This is a genomic window from Pseudoalteromonas sp. ECSMB14103 (genome assembly GCF_000813065.1).
Taxonomy (GTDB): Bacteria; Pseudomonadota; Gammaproteobacteria; order Enterobacterales; family Alteromonadaceae; genus Pseudoalteromonas; species Pseudoalteromonas marina.
The window spans coordinates 130,202-151,500 of the sequence record NZ_JWGY01000008.1 but is presented as its reverse complement, the minus strand read 5'-3'; the positions used below and the strand labels follow the sequence as shown (position 1 = coordinate 151,500).

General features: G+C 39.5%; 19 protein-coding genes. 12 read left to right on the top strand and 7 right to left on the bottom strand.

What is annotated here, in order from left to right; translation table 11 throughout:
- Nucleotides 1–258: 258 nt before the first annotated feature.
- From aceF to ampD, 5 genes are all read right to left on the bottom strand, one after another.
- Entirely contained in the window at nt 259–2,163 is a 1,905-nt protein-coding gene (aceF, locus tag RF53_RS13790) for a pyruvate dehydrogenase complex dihydrolipoyllysine-residue acetyltransferase (protein ID WP_039038016.1), read from the bottom strand.
- A 10-nt stretch (nt 2,164–2,173) separates the two neighbouring features.
- Entirely contained in the window at nt 2,174–4,840 is a 2,667-nt protein-coding gene (gene aceE / locus RF53_RS13785; RefSeq protein ID WP_039038015.1) for a pyruvate dehydrogenase (acetyl-transferring), homodimeric type, read from the bottom strand.
- 90 nt (nt 4,841–4,930) lie between these two features.
- Nucleotides 4,931–5,680, bottom strand: coding sequence for a pyruvate dehydrogenase complex transcriptional repressor PdhR (pdhR, locus tag RF53_RS13780; RefSeq protein ID WP_006794551.1), 750 nt, complete (start codon nt 5,678–5,680; stop codon nt 4,931–4,933).
- 392 nt (nt 5,681–6,072) lie between these two features.
- Nucleotides 6,073–6,924 carry a beta-lactamase regulator AmpE gene (ampE, locus tag RF53_RS13775; RefSeq protein WP_008131099.1) on the bottom strand — a complete coding sequence of 284 codons (852 nt, stop codon included), beginning with the start codon at nt 6,922–6,924 and terminating at the stop codon, nt 6,073–6,075.
- Nucleotides 6,925–6,937: 13 nt separating this feature from the next.
- The gene (gene ampD, locus RF53_RS13770) at nt 6,938–7,492 is read right to left on the bottom strand and encodes a 1,6-anhydro-N-acetylmuramyl-L-alanine amidase AmpD (protein WP_039038014.1); all 555 of its coding nucleotides are present in this window, start codon (nt 7,490–7,492) and stop codon (nt 6,938–6,940) included.
- A gap of 216 nt (nt 7,493–7,708) precedes the next feature.
- Between ampD and nadC the strand changes: the two genes are divergently transcribed.
- From nadC to yacG, 8 genes are all read left to right on the top strand, one after another.
- Entirely contained in the window at nt 7,709–8,554 is an 846-nt protein-coding gene (gene nadC / locus RF53_RS13765) for a carboxylating nicotinate-nucleotide diphosphorylase (protein WP_039038013.1), read from the top strand.
- 526 nt (nt 8,555–9,080) lie between these two features.
- Nucleotides 9,081–9,503 carry a pilin gene (locus tag RF53_RS13760; protein ID WP_039038012.1) on the top strand — a complete coding sequence of 141 codons (423 nt, stop codon included), beginning with the start codon at nt 9,081–9,083 and terminating at the stop codon, nt 9,501–9,503.
- 60 nt (nt 9,504–9,563) lie between these two features.
- Complete coding sequence (locus RF53_RS13755) at nt 9,564–10,907, top strand: O-antigen ligase family protein (protein WP_039038011.1); 1,344 nt, start codon at nt 9,564–9,566, stop codon at nt 10,905–10,907.
- A gap of 88 nt (nt 10,908–10,995) precedes the next feature.
- Nucleotides 10,996–12,225 carry a type II secretion system F family protein gene (locus tag RF53_RS13750; RefSeq protein ID WP_039038010.1) on the top strand — a complete coding sequence of 410 codons (1,230 nt, stop codon included), beginning with the start codon at nt 10,996–10,998 and terminating at the stop codon, nt 12,223–12,225.
- 144 nt (nt 12,226–12,369) lie between these two features.
- Nucleotides 12,370–13,263 carry a prepilin peptidase gene (locus RF53_RS13745; RefSeq protein ID WP_039038009.1) on the top strand — a complete coding sequence of 298 codons (894 nt, stop codon included), beginning with the start codon at nt 12,370–12,372 and terminating at the stop codon, nt 13,261–13,263.
- A 17-nt stretch (nt 13,264–13,280) separates the two neighbouring features.
- Nucleotides 13,281–13,913 carry a dephospho-CoA kinase gene (gene coaE / locus RF53_RS13740; protein ID WP_039038008.1) on the top strand — a complete coding sequence of 211 codons (633 nt, stop codon included), beginning with the start codon at nt 13,281–13,283 and terminating at the stop codon, nt 13,911–13,913.
- A gap of 132 nt (nt 13,914–14,045) precedes the next feature.
- A complete protein-coding gene (gene pilB / locus RF53_RS13735; protein WP_008131082.1) occupies nt 14,046–15,722 on the top strand; it encodes a type IV-A pilus assembly ATPase PilB in 1,677 nt (558 codons plus the stop codon).
- A gap of 67 nt (nt 15,723–15,789) precedes the next feature.
- The gene (gene yacG / locus RF53_RS13730) at nt 15,790–16,020 is read left to right on the top strand and encodes a DNA gyrase inhibitor YacG (RefSeq protein ID WP_006794561.1); all 231 of its coding nucleotides are present in this window, start codon (nt 15,790–15,792) and stop codon (nt 16,018–16,020) included.
- 81 nt (nt 16,021–16,101) lie between these two features.
- On the opposite strand, the gene RF53_RS13725 is transcribed toward yacG, so the two are convergent.
- On the bottom strand, nt 16,102–16,593 hold the full coding sequence (locus RF53_RS13725; protein ID WP_039038007.1) for a Spy/CpxP family protein refolding chaperone: 492 nt from the start codon (nt 16,591–16,593) through the stop codon (nt 16,102–16,104).
- A 183-nt stretch (nt 16,594–16,776) separates the two neighbouring features.
- Here RF53_RS13725 and RF53_RS13720 point away from each other — a divergent pair, with 183 nt between their 5' ends.
- From RF53_RS13720 to RF53_RS13710, 3 genes are read left to right on the top strand one after another with little or no spacing between them, the layout of a single operon-like run.
- A complete protein-coding gene (locus RF53_RS13720; RefSeq protein ID WP_039038006.1) occupies nt 16,777–17,466 on the top strand; it encodes a response regulator in 690 nt (229 codons plus the stop codon).
- Nucleotides 17,444–18,859 (top strand): ATP-binding protein, encoded by a 1,416-nt coding sequence (locus RF53_RS13715; RefSeq protein WP_039038005.1) that lies wholly within the window; start codon nt 17,444–17,446, stop codon nt 18,857–18,859. Before RF53_RS13720 ends, RF53_RS13715 begins: the two co-directional genes overlap by 23 nt.
- 3 nt (nt 18,860–18,862) lie before the next feature.
- Nucleotides 18,863–19,810, top strand: coding sequence for an alpha/beta fold hydrolase (locus RF53_RS13710; protein WP_039038004.1), 948 nt, complete (start codon nt 18,863–18,865; stop codon nt 19,808–19,810).
- On the opposite strand, the gene RF53_RS13705 is transcribed toward RF53_RS13710, so the two are convergent.
- Complete coding sequence (locus RF53_RS13705; protein ID WP_082014446.1) at nt 19,770–20,636, bottom strand: cation diffusion facilitator family transporter; 867 nt, start codon at nt 20,634–20,636, stop codon at nt 19,770–19,772. The two genes, RF53_RS13710 and RF53_RS13705, sit on opposite strands and share 41 nt — an antisense overlap.
- 156 nt (nt 20,637–20,792) lie before the next feature.
- Here RF53_RS13705 and trmL point away from each other — a divergent pair, with 156 nt between their 5' ends.
- Nucleotides 20,793–21,257, top strand: coding sequence for a tRNA (uridine(34)/cytosine(34)/5-carboxymethylaminomethyluridine(34)-2'-O)-methyltransferase TrmL (gene trmL, locus RF53_RS13700; RefSeq protein ID WP_008128796.1), 465 nt, complete (start codon nt 20,793–20,795; stop codon nt 21,255–21,257).
- The last annotated feature ends 42 nt before the right edge of the window (nt 21,258–21,299 follow it).

Below are 21,299 nucleotides of genomic sequence, written 5' to 3'. Positions count from 1 at the left end.
AGCAATTCACAAATAGTGCAAAGATTGTATCATTGCATATAGTAAAAATCCCAGCTAAAAACAACTGGCTGGGATTTGATTTTGTTTTTCTTACAAACATCAATTGAATTAAATTAGCGAGCAATTATCGCGACAGGAAAATAGCGCTATAACAAGGTAGAAATTACGCTGTATAGTTTTTCCTATATGAGTAATTTCTGACGCCGTTAACGTGCTATTTAATTCGCTAGAATGATCGCCTTTTTAATAAAATTGGTGTTACATCACTAATTGACGTATATCGCTCATGTAGCTTGCAAGTGTTGCTGTACAACGTGCTGCTAGTGCGCCATCAATCACTCGGTGATCGTACGACATAGATAACGGAACCATTAACTTAGGCTCAAACTCTTTACCGTTCCACTTAGGCTTAATCTCAGATTTAGATACACCTAAAATAGCTACCTCTGGTGCGTTAACAATCGGCGTAAATGCCGTACCGCCAATTCCACCAAGGCTTGAAATAGTAAAACAGCCGCCTTGCATGTCTGATGCAGTTAGCTTGCCTTCACGCGCTTTTTTAGACACGTCCATTAGCTCGCGAGATAACTCAATAATGCCTTTTTTGTCCACGTCTTTAAACACAGGAACAACTAAGCCATTAGGCGTATCTACTGCCACACCTATATTAATATATTTTTTAAGTATCAAGCTTTCGCCATCTTCAGATAGCGACGAGTTAAACGTTGGGAACTCTGCAAGTACTTTAGCTGCAGCTTTCATCACAAACACAAGTGGTGTAATTTTAACGCCCAGCTTCTTCTTCTCGCTTAACACGTTCTGTTCTTTACGGAACGCTTCAAGACTTGTGATATCCGCTTCGTCAAACTGTGTTACATGTGGGATTTGTACCCAGTTACGGTGTAAGTTTTTACCCGATAACTTTTGGATGCGCGATAGTTTTTTCTCTTCAATTTCGCCAAACTTAGCAAAATCTACTTTAGGCCAAGGAATTAAGCCCAGCTCACTACCACCGGCGTTACCTGCTGATGCTGAAACCTGACCAGACTCAACTTGCTTAACTAAGTTTTTAACATAGTTTTGCACGTCTTCTTTAACCACACGGTTTTTACGACCCGTGCCTTTTACATTAGCTAAGTTAATACCAAACTCACGGGCTAAACGACGAACAACTGGCGATGCATGCGCATACGCACTGTTGTTTTCAAAACTTTCATTACTAGCTTTAGCCGCAGGTGCAGCTTGTGCTGGTGCCGACTCGGTTTTTGCAGGTGCAGCCGCTGGCTTTTGCTCAGCAGGCGCAGATGCTTTTGCTGGTGCACTGCCGGCCACTTCAAAAACAAAAATAAGTGAGCCTGTTTTAACTTTATCGCCAGTAGCTACTTTAATTTCTTTTACAGTACCTGCAAATGGTGCAGGTACTTCCATAGCCGCTTTGTCGCCTTCAACGTTTAAGATAGATTGCTCTTCTTCTACGCTATCGCCAACAGCAACCATGATTTCGGTTACTTCAACTTCGTCGTCGCCAATATCTGGTACGTTTACATCTTTTGTACTTGTTGCAGAACTTTCAGCTTGCGCTGCTGGTGCAGACTCTTGCTTAGGTTCATCTGATACAGGGGCACTTGAACCGGCAACTTCAAAAATAAATACCAAAGAACCCGTTTTAACTGTATCGCCAGTAGCGACTTTAATTTCTTTTACAGTACCTGCAAACGGTGCAGGCACTTCCATAGCCGCTTTGTCGCCTTCAACGTTTAAGATAGATTGCTCTTCTTCAACAGTGTCGCCAACAGCAACCATGATTTCGGTTACTTCAACTTCATCATCACCAATATCTGGTACGGTTACTTCTTTAGTTGAAGAACCTGAAGCTTGAGCCGGGGCTGTTGATTCAGTAGGTGCTTCTGGTGCTGCATCAGCACCAGCGCTTTCGCCTTCAAATATAAACACTAAAGAGCCCGTTGTTACCGTGTCGCCAACATTTACTTTAATTTCTTTTACAGTACCCGCTTGCGCAGCAGGTACTTCCATTGAGGCTTTATCGCCTTCAACAGTCAGTAAAGATTGGTCAACATCTACTTTGTCACCAACGCTTACTAAGATTTCGGTTACTTCTACGTCATCGCCACCGATATCTGGAACATTAATTTCAATACTCATTGCAAACCTCTTATGCGTACAGTGGGTTTAGTTTATTAGTGTCGATGTCGAACTTCTTAAGCGCGTCAACAACTACAGACTTTTCAACTTCACCGCGTTTAGCAAGTTCAGATAACGTTGCAACAACAACGTAGCTTGCGTTAACTTCAAAGTGACGACGTAAGTTTTCACGACTATCAGAACGTCCGTAACCATCTGTACCCAACACTTTATAGTTATTGCTAGGAATAAATGAACGGGCTTGCTCTGCGTAGTTTTTCATGTAATCGGTAGCGGCAACAGTTACTGAGTCGTTTAATACGCTCGTAATGTAAGCTGTTTTTTGCTCGCTTTCTGGGTTAAGCATGTTGAAACGCTCAACATCTTGGCCATCACGTGTAAGCTCATTGAATGACGTTACAGAGTAAACGTCTGATGCGATGCCGTAATCGTCACTTAAAATGGCCGCTGCTTTGCGCACTTCCGTCATGATAGTACCTGAGCTTAATAGCTGTACGTTGGCTTTTTTACCTTCGTAGCTTTCAAGCTTGTAAATACCTTTACGAATACCTTCTTCAGCGCCTTCTGGCATTGCTGGCTGATGGTAGTTTTCGTTCATAAGCGTTAGGTAGTAGTAAATATTTTCTTGGTTTTCACCGTACATACGACGAATACCGTCTTGAACAATGACTGCTACTTCAAATGCGTACGTTGGGTCGTAAGAAATACAGTTAGGAACCGTATTCGCAAGAATATGGCTGTGGCCATCTTCATGCTGCAAGCCTTCACCATTTAGCGTTGTACGACCGGCAGTAGCACCTAATAAGAAACCACGTGCTTGTTGGTCACCCGCCATCCATGCCATGTCGCCAACACGTTGGAAACCGAACATAGAGTAATAAATGTAGAATGGGATCATTGGTAAATCGTTCGTGCTGTATGATGTTGCAGCAGCCACCCATGACGACATTGCACCTAGCTCGTTAATACCTTCTTGAAGTACCTGCCCTGATGTTGCTTCTTTGTAGTAAGAAACAATATCACGGTCTTGAGGGGTGTAGTTTTGACCATGCGGGTTGTAAATACCAATCTGGCGGAATAAACCTTCCATACCAAAGGTACGCGCTTCATCGGCGATAATAGGAACAATATTTTTACCAATGCCTTTATCTTTTAATAGAATATTAAGTGCGCGAACAAAGCCCATTGTGGTTGAAATATCACGTTTTTGCTCTTCAAGTAATGGCTTAAACGCTTCTACTTCTGGCAACTGTAACCTCTCAGAAAATTCTGCAATACGCGTTGGTGTATAACCTTTTAAGTCTTTACGACGAGCATGCAAGTACTTGTACTCTTCAGAGCTTTCATCAAGCTCTAAGTATGGTAACTCTTTTATTGCTTCTTCAGAGACTAAATCTTGTAGGCCTAAACGGTCACGTAAGTGTTCAACATGACTCATGTCCATTTTTTTCACTTGGTGCGCAATGTTTTTACCTTCAGCTGCTTCACCCATGCCGTAACCTTTTACAGTTTTAGCAAGTATCACAGTAGGACGGTCGTTAGTTTGCTCGGCCTTTTTAAATGCAGCATAAAGTTTTGATGGTTCATGACCACCACGCTTAAGTGCAAAAATTTCGTCATCCGTCATATCTGCAACAAGGGCTGCTGTTTCTGGGTAACGACCAAAGAAATGCTCACGAACGTACGCGCCATCTTTTGCTTTATATGTTTGGTAATCACCGTCAATTGTTTCGTTCATCAATTGTAGTAATTTACCTGTTGTATCCTTAGCTAGCAGAATATCCCAACCGCTTCCCCATACAACTTTAATTACGTTCCAACCAGCGCCTTTAAATAGGCCTTCTAGTTCTTGAATAATTTTGCCATTACCCATTACTGGGCCATCTAGACGCTGTAAGTTACAGTTAATTAAGTAACATAGGTTGTCTAGCTTTTCACGTGCAGCAAAAGAGATTGCGCCGCGTGATTCTGGCTCATCCATTTCACCATCACCTAAAAACGCATATACACGTTGGTTTTTAGTGTCTTTCAAACCGCGGCCATCTAGGTATTTTAAGAAACGCGCTTGGTAAATAGATGCAATTGGACCTAAGCCCATTGATACTGTAGGGAACTGCCAAAATTCAGGCATTAATTTAGGGTGTGGGTACGACGGTAAACCTTTACCATCTACTTCTTGGCGGAAGTTGTCTAGTTGAGCTGCACTTAAACGCCCTTCAACAAATGCACGCGCGTAAATACCCGGAGAAATATGCCCTTGGTAATAAACTAAGTCACCACCGTCTACCTCGTTTGGCGCTTTAAAAAAGTGGTTAAAACACACTTCATAAAATGCTGCTGACGATTGGTAAGACGCCATATGGCCGCCTAAGTCGAGATCTTTTTTAGATGCACGCAGAACGATCATAATCGCGTTCCAACGAATAATTGAACGAATACGGCGTTCAAGGTTCACATCACCTGGGTAAGCAGGTTCTTGATCTACAGGAATAGTATTAACGTAGTTCGTGGTAATACCCGTTGGCATATCAACGCCGTCTAAGCGGGCTTGCTCTAATACTTGCTCAAGTAAGTACTGAGCTCGTTCAACACCTTCTTCACGCACAACTGATTCAAGAGCTTGTAACCACTCTTGTGTTTCTAGCGCGTCTACGTCAATTTTATTGACTTCAGACATATGGAGGTTTCCTTATGTTTAAAATACGAATGTTGTTAATTTAATACAACTGATACTTAAGTTAGTGTGTTCAAGTAATAGAGTATTAGCTTAATTTTGTTTTGTGCGTCTTAAACTACGTTCAATTCGCGAATATTCTTTGCCCGCTTCAAGTAATGCTTCTTCAATAAACGCTAAATGCGCATTACTTGCTAAACGAGCTTGTTCTGGATTGCCGTCAATAACCGCATCCATTAACAAACGCCTGTGCTCGGCTAACTGACTGCTAATATCAGGTTTTTCTAATAAAACCGTTAAATTTTGCAATACGTTTTGCTCAAGCAGCGCCTGCATACCTCTCACCAAGTGCAATAACACAACATTATGTGAGGCCTCAGCCACACTAAAATGAAAGGCATTAATTGCTTTTGCTTTTTGCTGTAGGTCATCATGCGAAAGCGCAATTTTATCAAAGCTTTGTTTTACTTTAGTAAAATCGTTACTTGTACCTCGCAGTGCTGCGTAGTAAGCAGCAATACCTTCTAAAGCATGACGAAATTCGAGCAAATCAAATTGTGACTCAGGGTGTTTACTTATCAGTTCAAATAACGGATCAGTTAACCCTTCTTCCAGCTGATTTTTTACAAACGTACCACCGCCTTGACGACGCGTAACTAGCCCTTTTGCTTCTAACTTTTGAATGGCCTCGCGCAGCGAAGGACGAGACACTTCAAACTGTTTTGCTAGTTCACGCTCTGGAGGCAGCTTTTCTCCTGGTGCTAACGATCCCTCAAGAATCATATTCTCAAGTTGCTGTAAAATAACATCAGATAGTTTTGCTGCTTTAATCTTTAAAGACATGAATCAACGTCCGCGTTGTATAAATACCAAGCCCTAAAACTGGAGCTTAAAGTTATAAGATTTACCCAAAAGGTAAATTGGTCATACCAAGAATTTGCAATACGTTATCAAAAACCCATATGGCTGTCAATTTACAGGTTAATTGTACGGGGATATTAGCGTAACGCATTTTTAACGAAGATCAAACAATACACAATATAGCTTAGTTTTGAGAAGCTAGTAAGATTGCCATTCAAATGGTATGACCAGATAGATTTAGAGTTTTAACTCTATTTTAAGGAAGGATCTAATCGCTATGTTTAAAGCGTTTTAAATAGGCAAGGAAGCCAAAACCAAAGCACTTTAGCGTAAATAAGTGCTTTGCCTTTAAATTGGCTTCAAAAAATAAGGTGTTAAGACAAACCGCCAAACAAAGTAAGTAATGCAATTAAAACTAAATAAAATAGTACATTACGCTTAACTAACTTAATCATACACGTTGCCTCGTAAGTGCAACCATAATAACGCTTTTCTACTTGCTCTGCTGCAAGCGCAGTATAAGTGACGACCTTTCGGTTAGGGCTTGAAAAATCAAGCGCGTAATGTAACCAGCAGCTCGTTCCTTTATTAAAGTTACCAATTACTAAGTAACCAAAACTCGCTATACGTGCTGGTAACCAATCTAACCAAAACAGTAATTTATGTATTAGCTTAAAATGTTTAGCAAATATCACTTTGTGGTTATCTCGCACTAAATCGGCAAAGGTACGTACAAGAGCATATAAAACAGCACCCGGCGCACCTAAAACAACAAACCAAAAAATAACTGCACAGTAAAACCTAAAATTTACCCAAGCAAGTGTTTGCCCAAAGGTCTCACCGCCTTTTTGATCTTCAGTACGTTTTTGCCCCATTTGCAGTGCATATAAAGACGCCGCGGTACCATCATCTCGTGTAAGTGCGTTTAAATACGCTTTATATAAAGCACGTTGCTTTGCACAACCAAAGCAAACAAGTAAAACAGCAATATTAATGGCCAACTCCCACAAAACAAATTCCGACAAGTTGTAAATACACGCCATAGCTACTACAGGTAAAAATAGCCAAATTAAAAAACCCATTGCCGAACTAAATAAACCGTTACTGGCAAGTAAGCGGTTGGAGCGTTTTAAATAGCCATTAGCGTAATAGCTTATTTGCCAATAGTTAGCTCGCGCCCCTAAACGCTCTAAAATTAACGCTAAAATAATAGAAACTAAAATCATGATAGTGACTCTCTCAACTTGGTTGCTCAAGCATATTTAAAAATAATGGCCAGTTAAAACTACTGCCGGGGTCTGTTTTGCGACCGGGTGCAATATCGCAGTGCCCCACAATACGCGAAGAGGTAATTTTGGGATAGCGCTGCATTATAGATTTACTTAAATTACATAACGAGGCGTACTGAGCGTGAGTATAAGCAGCTGTATCGGTGCCTTCAAGCTCAATACCAATACTGAAATTATTGCACGCAGTTTGTCCTTCATATTCAGATACGCCGGCATGCCAAGCACGCTTGTTAAATGGCACGTATTGAATTACCTCACCAGTGCGTTTAATAAAACAATGAGCTGATACACGCAGCCCTTTTAAATCACTAAAGCTTGTATGGGCATTGCAATCAATACACCCCATAAATAAATCATCCACAAAAGGGGTACCAAACTGCCCTGCGGGGAGTGAAATATTATGAATGACCAACAAGGTAATATCTGTGTGTTCTGGGCGCTCATCATAGTGCGTGCATGCGCGCTGTTGCGCCGCTAATAACACTCCATTTAAATCAATTGCCATTACATTTATACCAAACTATTCATAACCTTGATGCTAAAGGATTTATAAAAATAATGATAGTAACCAAGCCTCACCTAGGTAGGTAGGGAATTATAAGCTGCTTATATTTTAATATTAAAGCTGTCAGCTATGCTCTAATGATTAAAAGCGCTTCTATTCATTATTTAAACATAGTAAAATTTTCTTTAATTTATTAATGCTTATGAGCTTTTAGCCATGTCTATTTCGCACACTTTACTTAGTCAACTTGTTACCCTTGCGCTCGACGAAGACTTAAACTATCAAACCGCAGCCGATGGGGATATTACCGCTCAGCTTATCCCACAAAACGAGCAAGCAAGTGCCAAAGTTATAACCCGTGAAGACTGCATTTTTTGTGGAAAAGGCATCATTATTGAAGTGTTCAAGCAAGTAGACCCAACAGTGCAGGTATCAGTACTGGTAAACGATGGTGACGTTGTCACTGCCAATAGCACCCTATTTACAGCAAAAGGGTCCGCCCGCGCAATTTTAACCGCAGAGCGCACCGCGCTTAACTTTGTACAAACGCTTTCTGGCACAGCAACAACCACAGCGCATTATGTAAAAGAGCTTAGCGGCACTAGCACACAGCTACTCGATACCCGTAAAACTATTCCAGGACTCAGAGCCTTACAAAAATATGCAGTAAAATGCGGCGGTGGCGCAAACCACCGTATTGGGTTGTTTGATGCGTTTTTAATAAAAGAAAACCACATAGCAGCCTGCGGAGGTATTGAAAAAGCCGTTGCTCAGGCAAAACTAAATCACCCAAGCAAACCGGTTGAAGTTGAGGTTGAGTCGCTTCAAGAGCTAAAGCAAGCCATAGACGCAGGCGCCGATATAATCATGCTTGATAACTTTAGCGTTGAACAAATTAAGCAGGCCGTAGTATTAACTAACAAACGCGCTAAATTAGAAGTGTCTGGCAATATGACGTTAGAAACACTTAAAACGTATTCACAAGCGGGCGTAGACTTTATATCTAGCGGCGCATTAACAAAAAACTTACAATCAATCGATTTATCGATGCGTTTTGAATGATGCATAGCCAAAGTAATAATTTAGTTCTACATTTAATAAATGCTAAAGCGTTGACAAGTTAAAACAAAAGTAATTTAATAGTTAAAAATAACTAATTGTAACAATTTGTTAAATTAATTGGCTGTTTTAGGAAAAGTAACGTGCTATTAACTAAAATAAAATGATACACTTGTATTGTTTTATTATAAAAGTTCGTCATAAATAATGAGTTATTAGCTTTTAAATTAAAGTTAATAAGCAGCTTAAGTTATTTATTCCTACACTTTTATTGGTTGCTGATAGACTTTAATTACATCCAATTTATAAATAGCAAGTTACATATAAAGTATAATGAATTCACACCTAGCTTTTGTGTTTCATACCCTAAAGCTAAAGTGCATATAGCGCTGATAATCTCATTCAAACCGTGAGATAGCGCAAAAAGTTTATTTTAAGCAAAACTGTAAAGTAAATCAGTTAAATTAAGTTAGGCATAATGCCAATTAAGTGATTTAACTTACACAATCTATCCTTTAGGAGAGGAAACATGAAAACAATGACTCAAAAACAACAGGGTTTCACCCTAATTGAATTAATGATTGTAGTAGCAATCATCGGTATTCTTGCTGCAGTAGCATTGCCTGCATACTCTAGCTATCAGGCTACTTCAAAACTGACAGCTGGCTTAGCAGAGATTTCAGCTGGACGTACGGGCTTTGAAATAGAAAAGAATAATGGTGAAGCTGGCGCTCCAGATGTTGCTGACATTGGTCTGTCTGCGGCAACAGAAAATTGTACAATATCAACAACCGCTACGAGCATTATATGCAATATCGATAATGCTCCAACACAAGTTTCAGCGGCAGTTTTAACATGGACTAGAAGCGCTGCTGGTACTTGGTCATGTGCAACTTCAGGCTTAACTGGTGACGCTACAGAGCTAGCTCCAAAAAGTTGTCCTCATTCTTAATTGATTTATGACTAGATAAAAGCGCCTGAGTGGCGCTTTTTTAATAAACAGAATAAACCTATGACTAGATCTAATTCAATAAAGTTACTTATAGTTAGTTTATTCTTCTTAAGCACTTTAACACCATTGATTCCAACTACTTCTTACGATTACCATAATCACCAACGTATATTCCAAATAGCTTTTCTACTCAGCTTTTGCGTTCTAATGCTTATAGTTTTATTACATAAAAAAAAACCTACTTTCGCAGTCTTATTTGATAAAAAAAGCGCAATGCTTTTCCTAGCTTTTATTTTCAGCGGTTTCTTGTCATCTTTAGCTAATCAGGAAAAAAACTTCAGTTTACTTTACACATTTCACATCAGCCTACTTTTTGGGGCAATGTTCTATATAAGTACTATAAATGATAAAAAATCTGTGCTGCTCATTATTTATACCTTATTAATAGCACACACAAGTTTGGTTTTGGTTTGCCTACTCAACATAATTTTTACACTAGTAGAACAGCAACATTTAAATCCCTATATAATCTACTCTGGCTTTATTAACATTCGCTTTTTTAATCAGGTACAGGTTTTTATTCTTCCCTTTTTAATATTACTGCTAAAATTTAAAAGTATTCAACGCATCGTATTCATTGTTTTATTTTTAAACCTATTGCTAATTTTTATTGGTCAAGCTCGAGGGGCCTTGCTCTCTTTTTTTATTTTTTCAGTATTTGCTCTCATATTGAAAACAACCTTAAAAAAGCAAATTTTAACCGGGCTAGTTTGCCTTGCTCTTAGCTGTATCGCTTTTTATATTTTAGATTCGTTGAATAAAGGAGGAGCCGATATACTTCGTACATCCTCTTCAGGCCGTATTGATTTATGGTTAAATACACTTTCTAACCTATCATGGAAACATTTTTTGATTGGAAGTGGCCCTGGTGTATTTGAAATGTCTCTCGGGAGTTCAGCACCGTTTAGTCATCCCCACAACTCATTGATAGAAGTTTTAAATGAGTGGGGAGGAGTAGCACTAATTTGTATTTTAATCGTAATTTTTAATACATTGAGAAAATCTATAATACATCTAAAAAATCATAAAAAAGATATAATTACGGAAAGTATTTTTTACTCTTTTGCTATAGGTATTACGTATTCACTATTCTCTGGTGTACATGTGATGCCAGTTTCTCAAACCTTGTTGTTTATAATGTGGGGCTTACTTATTGGCAGGCTTAATAAAAACAAGTACAAACATATTCCTATAAATGTATACGCTAAGTTATTTTTGGCGTGTGTATTCATCCTCGCTTGGTTTTTATACTTACAAAAAGCAATAGAAATTTATAATAATATCGATCCTGATAATGGCTATATTTACGGGCCAAGGTTTTGGTCCATTGGTCAACGTGCCTGATAAACAGTATATTTCTACCAAGAATCATTCGATTAAGTTATGCTAGACAAAGAATTCTTTAATAATATTAATTCAGCTGGATCATCTCATGGCAAAAAAACAACAAGATAAAGGCCTCGATACATTTCAGTGGGTCGGCGTAAGTGCCCGAGGGAAAAAACTTGAAGGAGAGCTTACAGGGAATAGCATTGCACTTGTTAAAGCTCAGCTAAGAAAGCAAGGCATTACACCTTCAAAAGTAAAGCGTAAGCCAAAACCTTTATTTGGCATTCAAAGTGTTCAAAAAATCACCCCTAAAGATATAGCGCTTGTTACACGCCAAATCGCCACCATGCTTATGGCGGGTGTACCTCTTATACAAGCCATTGAAATGATAGGCACGGGCTCAACTAATAAAAGCGTGGGTAAACTAATGGAAACCATTGGCGATGAAGTAAAGGCAGGTCAGCCTTTATCGCAAGCGCTAAGAAAACACCCTCGTTATTTTGATGACTTATATTGCGACTTAGTCGCATCGGGCGAGCAATCAGGTGCGCTTGATAAAATATTTGATCGTGTTGCATTGTACAAAGAAAAATCTGAAGCGCTTAAATCAAAAATAAAAAAAGCAATGTTTTACCCAATATCTGTATTAGTGATAGCAGGTATTGTAACTTCTATTTTGCTAATCTTCGTAGTGCCACAATTTCAGGATATATTCTCTGGCTTTGGCGCTGAACTCCCAGCATTTACTTTATTTGTAATCGGGATATCTGAGTTTATGCAAGCGTATTGGTGGATGATTTTAATTGCAATTGTTGGCTTTGGTTATGCGTTTAAAGAAGCCAAACTCAGAAGCTTAAAACTCAGAGATGCAACCGATAGAGCCATTTTAAAGCTCCCTGTGATTGGAATGATTTTAAATAAAGCAGCTGTTGCACGCTATGCCCGAACACTTTCCACCACTTTTGCAGCCGGTGTACCACTTGTTGATGCGCTTGACTCTGCTGCAGGTGCTTCGGGTAACGCAGTGTACCGTTATGCTATTTTAGATATTAAAGCTGAGGTTAGCTCGGGTAATCAAATGAACTGGGCCATGCGTAACTCTAAAATATTCCCTGATATGGTAATTCAAATGGTTGCCATTGGTGAAGAGTCTGGCTCGTTAGATGGCATGCTGGCAAAAGTAGCGACTATTTACGAGCAAGAGGTTGATGATGCCGTCGATGGCCTTTCAAGCCTGTTAGAACCACTTATTATGGCGGTACTTGGTGTGCTCGTAGGCGGCTTAATTGTTGCCATGTACTTACCTATTTTCCAATTAGGTTCTGTCATTTAATTAATAAAAAATTTTACAGAAATTAAAGAGCGTCTTATTTTTATGGTTGGCGATTTAGTCTTCTCATTTGCTTTCTTTAACTTCTCTTTGTGATTATTATTTCATTTAATTTTTAGACTTTTTTTAGAATAGTTTCAGGTATATATGCAAAGTATTATTGAAGTAATGCAAAGCCAACTGTGGTTTTATTTAACCACCGTTGGCTTAGTTAGTTTATGTGTGGGTAGTTTTTTAAACGTAGTTATCTACCGTTTGCCGCTTATGATGCAGCGAGAGTGGCAAAGCGAGTGTAGGCTATTACTTGAAGACGAGCTCAATACCAATCAAGCTAAACCAAAAAACACCAGCGAGCATTTTAATCTTGTAAAACCCAACTCTACCTGCCCTAAATGTAAAACGGCCATTAAGCCTTGGCAAAATATTCCTATCATTAGCTGGTTAATACTTAAAGGTAAATGCGCAAGTTGTAGTAACCCTATCTCTATTCGATACCCTGCTATTGAGGCCATTACCGCTCTATTAAGTTTAGTGGTTGCTTATACCTTTGGCGCAACAGAACAAGCATTATTATACATAGTGATCACGTGGGCACTTGTGGCACTTACCTTTATTGATATAGACCACATGTTACTGCCTGACCAGCTCACTTTACCGCTTGTTTGGCTGGCACTGATTGCCGCTGTTGCCGGAATTACAATTACGCCAAGTGATGCAATTATGGGTGCCGCTTTTGGTTATTTAAGCTTATGGAGTGTTTTTTGGTTATTTAAATTGCTAACAGGCAAAGAAGGCATGGGCTATGGCGACTTTAAACTGTTAGCGTTATTTGGTGCTCTGCTAGGCTGGCAATCGTTACTCACTATAATACTGCTTTCAAGTGTTGTTGGCGCCATTATTGGTATCGCCTTGTTAACTATTCAGGGTAAAGATAAAGCAACCCCTATTCCATTTGGGCCCTACCTAGCAATTGCTGGTTGGATCACGTTACTGTGGGGTAACCAATTGCAAAGCGCGTATTTTAACTTAATTGGTTACTAATTTGAGTACGCACTAAAATGAGCAAATCTGATATTAAAACATCACCTTGGGTTCTTGGCTTAACAGGCGGTATTGGCTGTGGCAAAACGGCTGTAAGTAATATGTTTGAGCAGCTTGGCATTACAATAGTTGACGCCGACATTATTGCGCGCCAAGTCGTAAAGCCTAAAAGCGATGGTTTAAATGCCATTGTAAGAAAATTTGGTCAAAGCATTTTATTACGCGATGGCACACTAAACAGAAGCGCTTTACGTGAGCGTATTTTTACTAATACTGCCGACAAAGAGTGGCTAAATAATTTATTGCATCCACTCATTAGAAACAAAATACATAACGACCTTACTGTCGCAAAAAGCCCATATGTAGTACTTGTAGCACCACTTTTGTTTGAAAACGGCCTAGATGAATTGTGTAATCGAACGCTACTGATTGATATACCTCAAAGTGTACAAATAGAGCGCACGGCTTCGCGTGATAATGTAAGTCTTGAGCAAGTAAAAGCGATTATTGCAGCGCAAATGTCACGCGAAGATAAACAAAAAAAAGCCGATGATATTTTAAATAACGACCGTGCACTTAACGACGTTAACCACGACTTATTAACGCTACATAAACGTTATCTGCACAAGGCACAAATGCAAGCAACTTAAATTGTAAAACCGAGTCAAAACAAACTAATCTCCTATATTAATTAATAAATTTAGCCTAGATTGTGAAGAGTAATGTAATCCCCTTCTTTTTTCTGATAAATTACTCTCTCTGAAGGATTAAAAAGGTGCGCAATGAATATTAACTCACCGTTATTAAGAAAGTTTCTTACGCTTGGGCGTATTGATGCCGATACGGTAAAAGCAAAGCAGCAAGAGTTTGCCTCAACCGCTGAACTGATTTCTAAATGCGGAAAAATAGACAGTAAAGAGTTAGCAGAGCAATGTATTGATTTGTTTCGTGTTCCCTATTTTGATTTAAAAGACTTTGACCCTGCGTCTATTCCTGCCGATCTTGTAAAAGAAAAACTGATCCGCAAACACCATATTTTACCGTTGGTACAAAAAGGCCGAAAAGTGTATGTGGCAGCCTCTGATCCAACCGATTACGGCGCCTTCGAAAACTTTGAATTTAGTACCGGCCTTTCATGCGAAATAGTCGTAGTAGATTACATTCAGCTCGATAATAAAATTGAGCAATTGCTAGATGCAACCGGCAGCCTAGATTTGAGCGATGATGAGTTTAAAGAATTTGCGGACCTAGACACTGAAAGCCAAAAAGAATCAGCACCGCAAGATGACGACAAAGACGATGCCCCAATTATTGTATACATTAATAAAATTTTAATGGACGCGATAAAAAAAGGCGCATCGGATCTACATTTTGAACCTTACGAACACAAGTACCGAATTCGTTTTCGTATTGATGGTATCTTGCACGAAGTGGCAAGCCCGCCTAATACATTAGCAACAAAGCTTTCTGCTCGTATTAAAGTAATGTCGCGACTTGATATTGCCGAAAAGCGTAAACCACAAGATGGCCGAATTAAATTAAAAATTACTGAGCGAAAAAGTATCGACTTTCGTGTCAGTACTATGCCCACGCTGTGGGGCGAAAAAATAGTAATGCGTATTCTTGATTCATCAAGCGCTATGCTAGGTATTGATGTACTTGGTTACGAAGAAGAACAGAAAAAGCTATACATGGATGCGCTTGGTCAACCACAAGGCATGATACTCGTTACAGGTCCTACCGGGTCAGGTAAAACGGTATCGCTTTATACGGGTTTAAACATATTAAACCAACCTGAGCGAAACATTAGTACCGCTGAGGATCCGGTTGAGATAAACCTTGAAGGGATAAACCAAGTACAAATTAACCCTAAAGCCGATATGACCTTTGCTAATGCATTGCGTGCGTTTTTACGTCAAGATCCCGATGTGGTCATGGTAGGTGAAATACGTGACCTTGAAACCGCAGAAATTTCAATAAAAGCGGCGCAAACAGGTCACTTGGTTTTATCTACGTTACATACCAATTCAGCGCCAGAAACCATCACCCGACTATTAAATATGGGCGTACCCGCCTATAACGTAGCCAGCTCAATTAGTTTAATTATTGCACAGCGATTAGCACGTCGTTTATGTCCTAAATGTAAAACGCCAGAACAATTGCCAAGCGAAGAGCTCTCTCGTCAAGGATTTAGCACAGCGCAAATTGAAGATATGACTTTATATGCACCTAAAGGCTGTGATGGCTGTACCGATGGTTACAAAGGCCGTGTAGGTATTTACGAAGTTATGCAAATCACACCAGAAATTGCACAAATAATCATGCGCGGCGGTAACTCACTAGAAATCGCTGAGGTATCATTAAAAGCCGGTTTTAATAATTTACGCCTATCGGGTTTACGTAAAGCCGCTGATGGTTTAACGTCACTTGCTGAAATAAACCGCGTAACTAATATGTAAGACTATTTAGCGCTTTGCTTTCGTCAAGTACAGCAAGCGCTAATGAGTAACCTGTTGAGAGTAAAACATGCCTACTGTTGTAAATTGTCCAACCTGTAAAACAAATGTTGAGTGGTCTGAGCAAAGTCCTCACCGCCCATTTTGTTCTAAGCGTTGCCAACTCATTGATCTGGGTGAGTGGTCGTTTGAAAATAATAAAATTTCAGCGCCAATCACATCGGCTGATCAAATAAACCAAGACATGATTGAAGACATAGAAGCCATGATGGCTAAAAATGAAGATGACTTTTTTAAGTAATGTCATCTAGTTTTTATATAAACAAAAGCCAGCTAAATGCTGGCTTTTTAGTACTCACTTAAAAGTTAACCCCAGGGTCAGTTAGCTTTTTTGCTTACGCTGCTTTTTACTTTTACGCTTTTGAATTTTAGCAAACTTTTCTTTTTGCTCTGCGTTAAGCAACTGCATTACTTGATGCTGCGTTTTTAGCTTAATTAAGGCAAACTCTTCACCTTTACTTTGGCGCTCACTTAAAAGCTCTTTTGCTGCATTTTCGTCAAATGTTGCTGCTGATAGTAGTACGTCCATTTTTGCTTTGTGCGCTTCACGCATTGCTTTACGTGCTTCTTTATCGTCGCCTCGTAAGGCTTTCATTTGTGTTTTTTGTGCTTCAAAAATAGCTTTTAGCTTAGTTTGCTGATCTTGCGTTAAATCAAGTTTTTCGGCGCCGCGTTCAGAAAGTAAAAAACGCGCTGAAGAATGCCCTTGTCGATCATGCATACCGCCTTTAGCTAGTACGCTACCTGCACCAAGTGTGGCTGTTGCTAAGCCACAAATAAGTACTAATTTTGAAAGTGTATTTACTTTAGTCATAATCATCACCTTAACTGTTGGGTTGGTTGTGGTTGGCTGTCGTGTAATTGCCTAGCCAGTGAGTTAACTATAACTAACTCAACGCAAAGTAACGCAAAGCAGTGTAAAGGTTGTGTAAAGATTCACTTTTAAGCAATTAAGGGCGTAAAATAAAGAAATGAAATATTGCCTAAGGGTTTGTAAATGAAACTATTAATGATTGACGACGATACGGGTCTTTGTGAGTTACTCAGCGAATACCTTTCAAGCCAAGGGTTTGAAATACAAAGCGTACACGACGGCGAACAAGGCCTAAAGTTAGCACAGGCCAACGACTACGCATTAATATTGCTTGATGTCATGCTACCTACGCTAGATGGCTTTGAAGTTCTAAAACAACTTAGGCAAACCAAACTCACCCCAGTTATTATGCTTACAGCTAAAGGTGAAGACTTTGATCGTATTTTTGGATTAGAGCTCGGTGCGGATGATTACATACCAAAACCATTTAATCACAGAGAGTTACTTGCCCGCGTAAAAGCGATTACACGTCGTATAGAGCATATAAACAGCTTAAATATCAACACAACTAATAAGCTGCTTGTAAATGGTGTAACTATTAACCTTGCATCACGAGAAGCCTCTATTGATGAAAATACTCTCACGCTTACTGGCACAGAGTACGAAATACTGGCACTTTTGTGTAAAAACGCCAGCCAAGTTGTTAGTAAAGAGCAAATTAGTGAAGAAGTGCTAGGCAGGCGTTTAGCATCGTTCGACCGCTCTATTGATATGCATGTAAGTAATATCCGAAAAAAAATAGCAGAGCACATTAAAACAGAACGAATTAAAACAATGCGAGGCAGCGGTTATGTTTTTATCCAAGGCGAGTAAATCAGGCGCTTTATCTTGGCTTAAGCACCCTAGGCATTATTTATTTTTTAAAATATTTGTTTGGTTTTGGCTAACCATTATTGGCACCGTTACTGCGCTTGTTTTTTTAAGCAATATCAGTGTACTGAACTTAGTAAGTAATGAACCCTTACATGGCCCGATGGAAAAAAACCTAGCTTATACCGCAAGAAGTATTGAGCGCTCTGCATATAAGCATAAGCGTTCGCTTGAGAGTATTCTTTCGCATCCACGCTTATCTAAACGTAAGCTTTTATATTTAAGCGCTGAGCAATCTGATATTTCTTTTACTAATAAAGAAACACCTATAAACATAGACCTAAGCCTTCTTAATTTTACCAAAAACATGTCACCGCAAATTGTTTTCACTGAGCAATATCAAGCATTTGGGCCAGTTCAATTAACCGTCCCCGAAGGAGTATTTTATTTATATGAAATAGACATAAACAATCAGCCACCTCTTTTTATTCGCTTAAAGCTAATGCCCGGCTGGATTAAGGTATCTATTGCAATTATTGCCTCTTTAATTTTGAGCTTTTTGTTTAGTCGTAACTTAATTGCACCAATTAACAGCCTTAAAAAAGCAGCTATAAAACTATCTTCTGGCGATTTAAGCGCACGTGCTGCTATTTCAACTAACAGAAAAGATGAGCTAGGGGTACTTGGTCGAGACTTTAACAGTATGGCTAACCAGCTAGAACTATTAATAAGCTCACAAAAACGCTTGCTTGCTGACATATCCCATGAGTTACGTTCGCCACTTACTCGCTTAAAAATGGCAACAGGCCTTGCACAAATGCAAGCAAATGAAGCAAGTCAGTCTTATTTATTACGAATAGAAAAAGAGGCTAATCAACTCGATCAAATGATTGCTGATGTACTTCAAGTGTCTCGTTTAGAAGCAAAAAGCCAAACCCTTGCAATGCAAAAGCAATCACTAAACGTTATTGTTGAACATGTTTTAAACGATGCAAAATTTGAAGCAAAACAATATGATAAGCAGTTAACAATAACAGGCGATGCAAGCGTAACCATTAGCTGCGATGAAGCCCTGATTGCCAGCGCACTTGAAAACCTACTTCGTAATGCCATTAAATATGCAAATAACACAATAAGTATAAAACTATCGCATGGTGATGCCGTGCATATCGAAATATGTGATGATGGCCCAGGCGTGCCAAATAACCAGCTTGATAAGCTATGTGAGCCGTTTTTTAGGCAGTCTGATGCAAGAGATAGAGTCAGTGGTGGAACCGGTTTAGGCTTAGCTATCGCAAAAAATGCAATTACAGCTCATAATGGCACCTTAGTTTTATCGAACAAAGATCAGGGCGGCTTGTGTGCTAATATCACACTGCCAATAATCAAAGAGTAAACCATGTTTTATAGTAGTGAGCGCGAGCTTAAAGGTAACCAATCAGCCATTAATGATTTTTTTCAAAACACATTAGTTAAAGCGTATTTAAATACGCCTAATGGGCAGTTATTTTACGCGCATGCCCTGCCAGATAAAGCTCATGTTGCCATAGTTATTAGCTCAGGCAGAATCGAAGGGCTCGATAAATACAAAGAGTTGTTATGGGAGCTTTATACTAATAATTTTGCTGTTTTTATTGTTGACCACCAAGGACAGGGCCGCTCTTACCGCTATTTAAAAAATAAACATAAAGGTTACGTAAATAATTTTGGTGACTACAGTGCCGATCTTAATTTATTTAACACCCAAATAGTCGACACCGTTTGGCAAGGTGAAAAGCTATTAGTGAGCCACTCAATGGGAGGTGCTATTGCATTTGATTATTTGGCAAACTATCAGCATAGTTTTAGCGGTGCGTTTTTATCAGCCCCAATGTTCGATATACACACCAAAGGTATTCCAAAGCCTTTAGCCCGAATAATTGCAAGTAATGCCGTACGTCTTGGTTTTCAATTTAGCTATGCCCTTGGACAAACCGACTACACCCCAGAAGAGTTCCCTTTAAACGTATTAACAAGTTGCGAATTACGCTACAACCTATTTAGGCAAACATATAATGAGGAGCCTTTATTACAACTTGGCGGGGTTACTTATGGGTGGCTAAATTCAACCTTTACTTTTTTATCATCAATAGATGAGCTTACTGTTGATATTCCACTTTACATTGCAAGTGCAAAAAACGATGTAGTTGTCGATAATGAAGCGCACTATAGACTAGCTAATAAGTACGCGAATATTACCCTAGAAAGCTTTACTGACGCCAAGCACGAACTATTCTTTGAATGTGATGAAGTACGCCAGCCAGTGCTTAAGAGTCTGTATAAGTTTTGTGAGTCGGTGACGGCTTAGTTAAAACAGAAAGCGGGTCGAGGTGGATTAGTATATCAACCTCAGATTCAAAACGAGCACCAATCATCGCTTCAACCTCATCAGCCACAGTATGGGCTCGTATTAGACTTAAATGGTCATCAAGCTCTAAATGCATTTGAATAAACTTAATTTTCCCCCCCTGGCGAGTACGGATCCCGTGTACGCCATGCACATCGCTGTGCTCTTTAGCAATATCAAAAATGCTTTGCTTTTCATCGTCTGGGAGTTCTCTATCCATTAAATGATCGGCACTATCTCTTGCAATATCCCAACTGTTATAAAGTAAGTAACCTGCTACCCCTATTGCAAAAATAGGATCGGCATACATCATTCCGTAATAAGATAGAGCAATCGCAATTAAAACAGCAGCGTTTAAAATCAAATCACCTTTGTAATGCACCGAATCTGCTTTTATAGCAATCGACTCGGTATGCTTAATAACCTTAGTTTGTACAAAAACAATGACCAGAGTACATGCAATTGCAAAAGCACTTACCCATACACCTAATAATGAATGTGTAAGCTCTATAGGGTTAAATAAGCGCTCTATACCATGAAAGGCCAGTAAACAGCCCGAGCCTGCAATAAACGCAGCTTGCCCAAGCCCTGCTAATGCCTCGGCTTTACCGTGGCCAAACCGATGATCATCATCGGCTGGACGCAGTGCGTAGCCTAAAACTAAAAAACTCATAAATGTAGCGGTAATGTCCATTAATGAGTCTGTTAAGGAGCCAAGCATTGAAGCAGAGCCTGAAGCAAGCCAGGCCCATGCCTTTGCCGCAATCATTAAACTCACCATTACCATAGTAATAATGCTAGAGGCTTTAACCCAAAATTCGTAACTGCGGTTATGCACAATTTCATCCGCTAATAAGAGTATTCAATACTTTGAGTATATCATTTTTTTTAAGGGTTTCGTGTATACTGCTCTCGTCAAATACCATTTATTAAAAGGCTAATTATGCTGGATATTGTTTTATACCAACCTGAAATTCCACCAAACACAGGGAATATTATCCGCCTTTGTGCAAATACCGGCTTTTCGCTGCACTTAATTGAGCCTTTAGGGTTTGAGTGGGACGACAAACGTGTAAAGCGTGCAGGCCTTGATTACCATGAATTCAGCCATGTTCAGCGTCATGCGTCATTTGAAGCGTATCTTGAAAAATGTAAACCGAAAAAAGTGTATGCATGTACAACCAAAGGCAGCCAATTTCATCATGAAGCATGTTACGAACCCGGCGACTGTCTAGTATTTGGTCCAGAAACACGCGGGCTACCCGATGAGATGATTCAAGCTCTACCAAACGAGCAGCGTGTGCGTATCCCAATGCAACCAAATAGCCGAAGCATGAACCTATCAAACGCAGTCGCTGTATTTGTTTACGAATCATGGCGACAGCTGGGCTTTCCTAACGCGCAGTAATACGCGTATTATTAAAGCTGACAAAAAAACCGACATGATGTC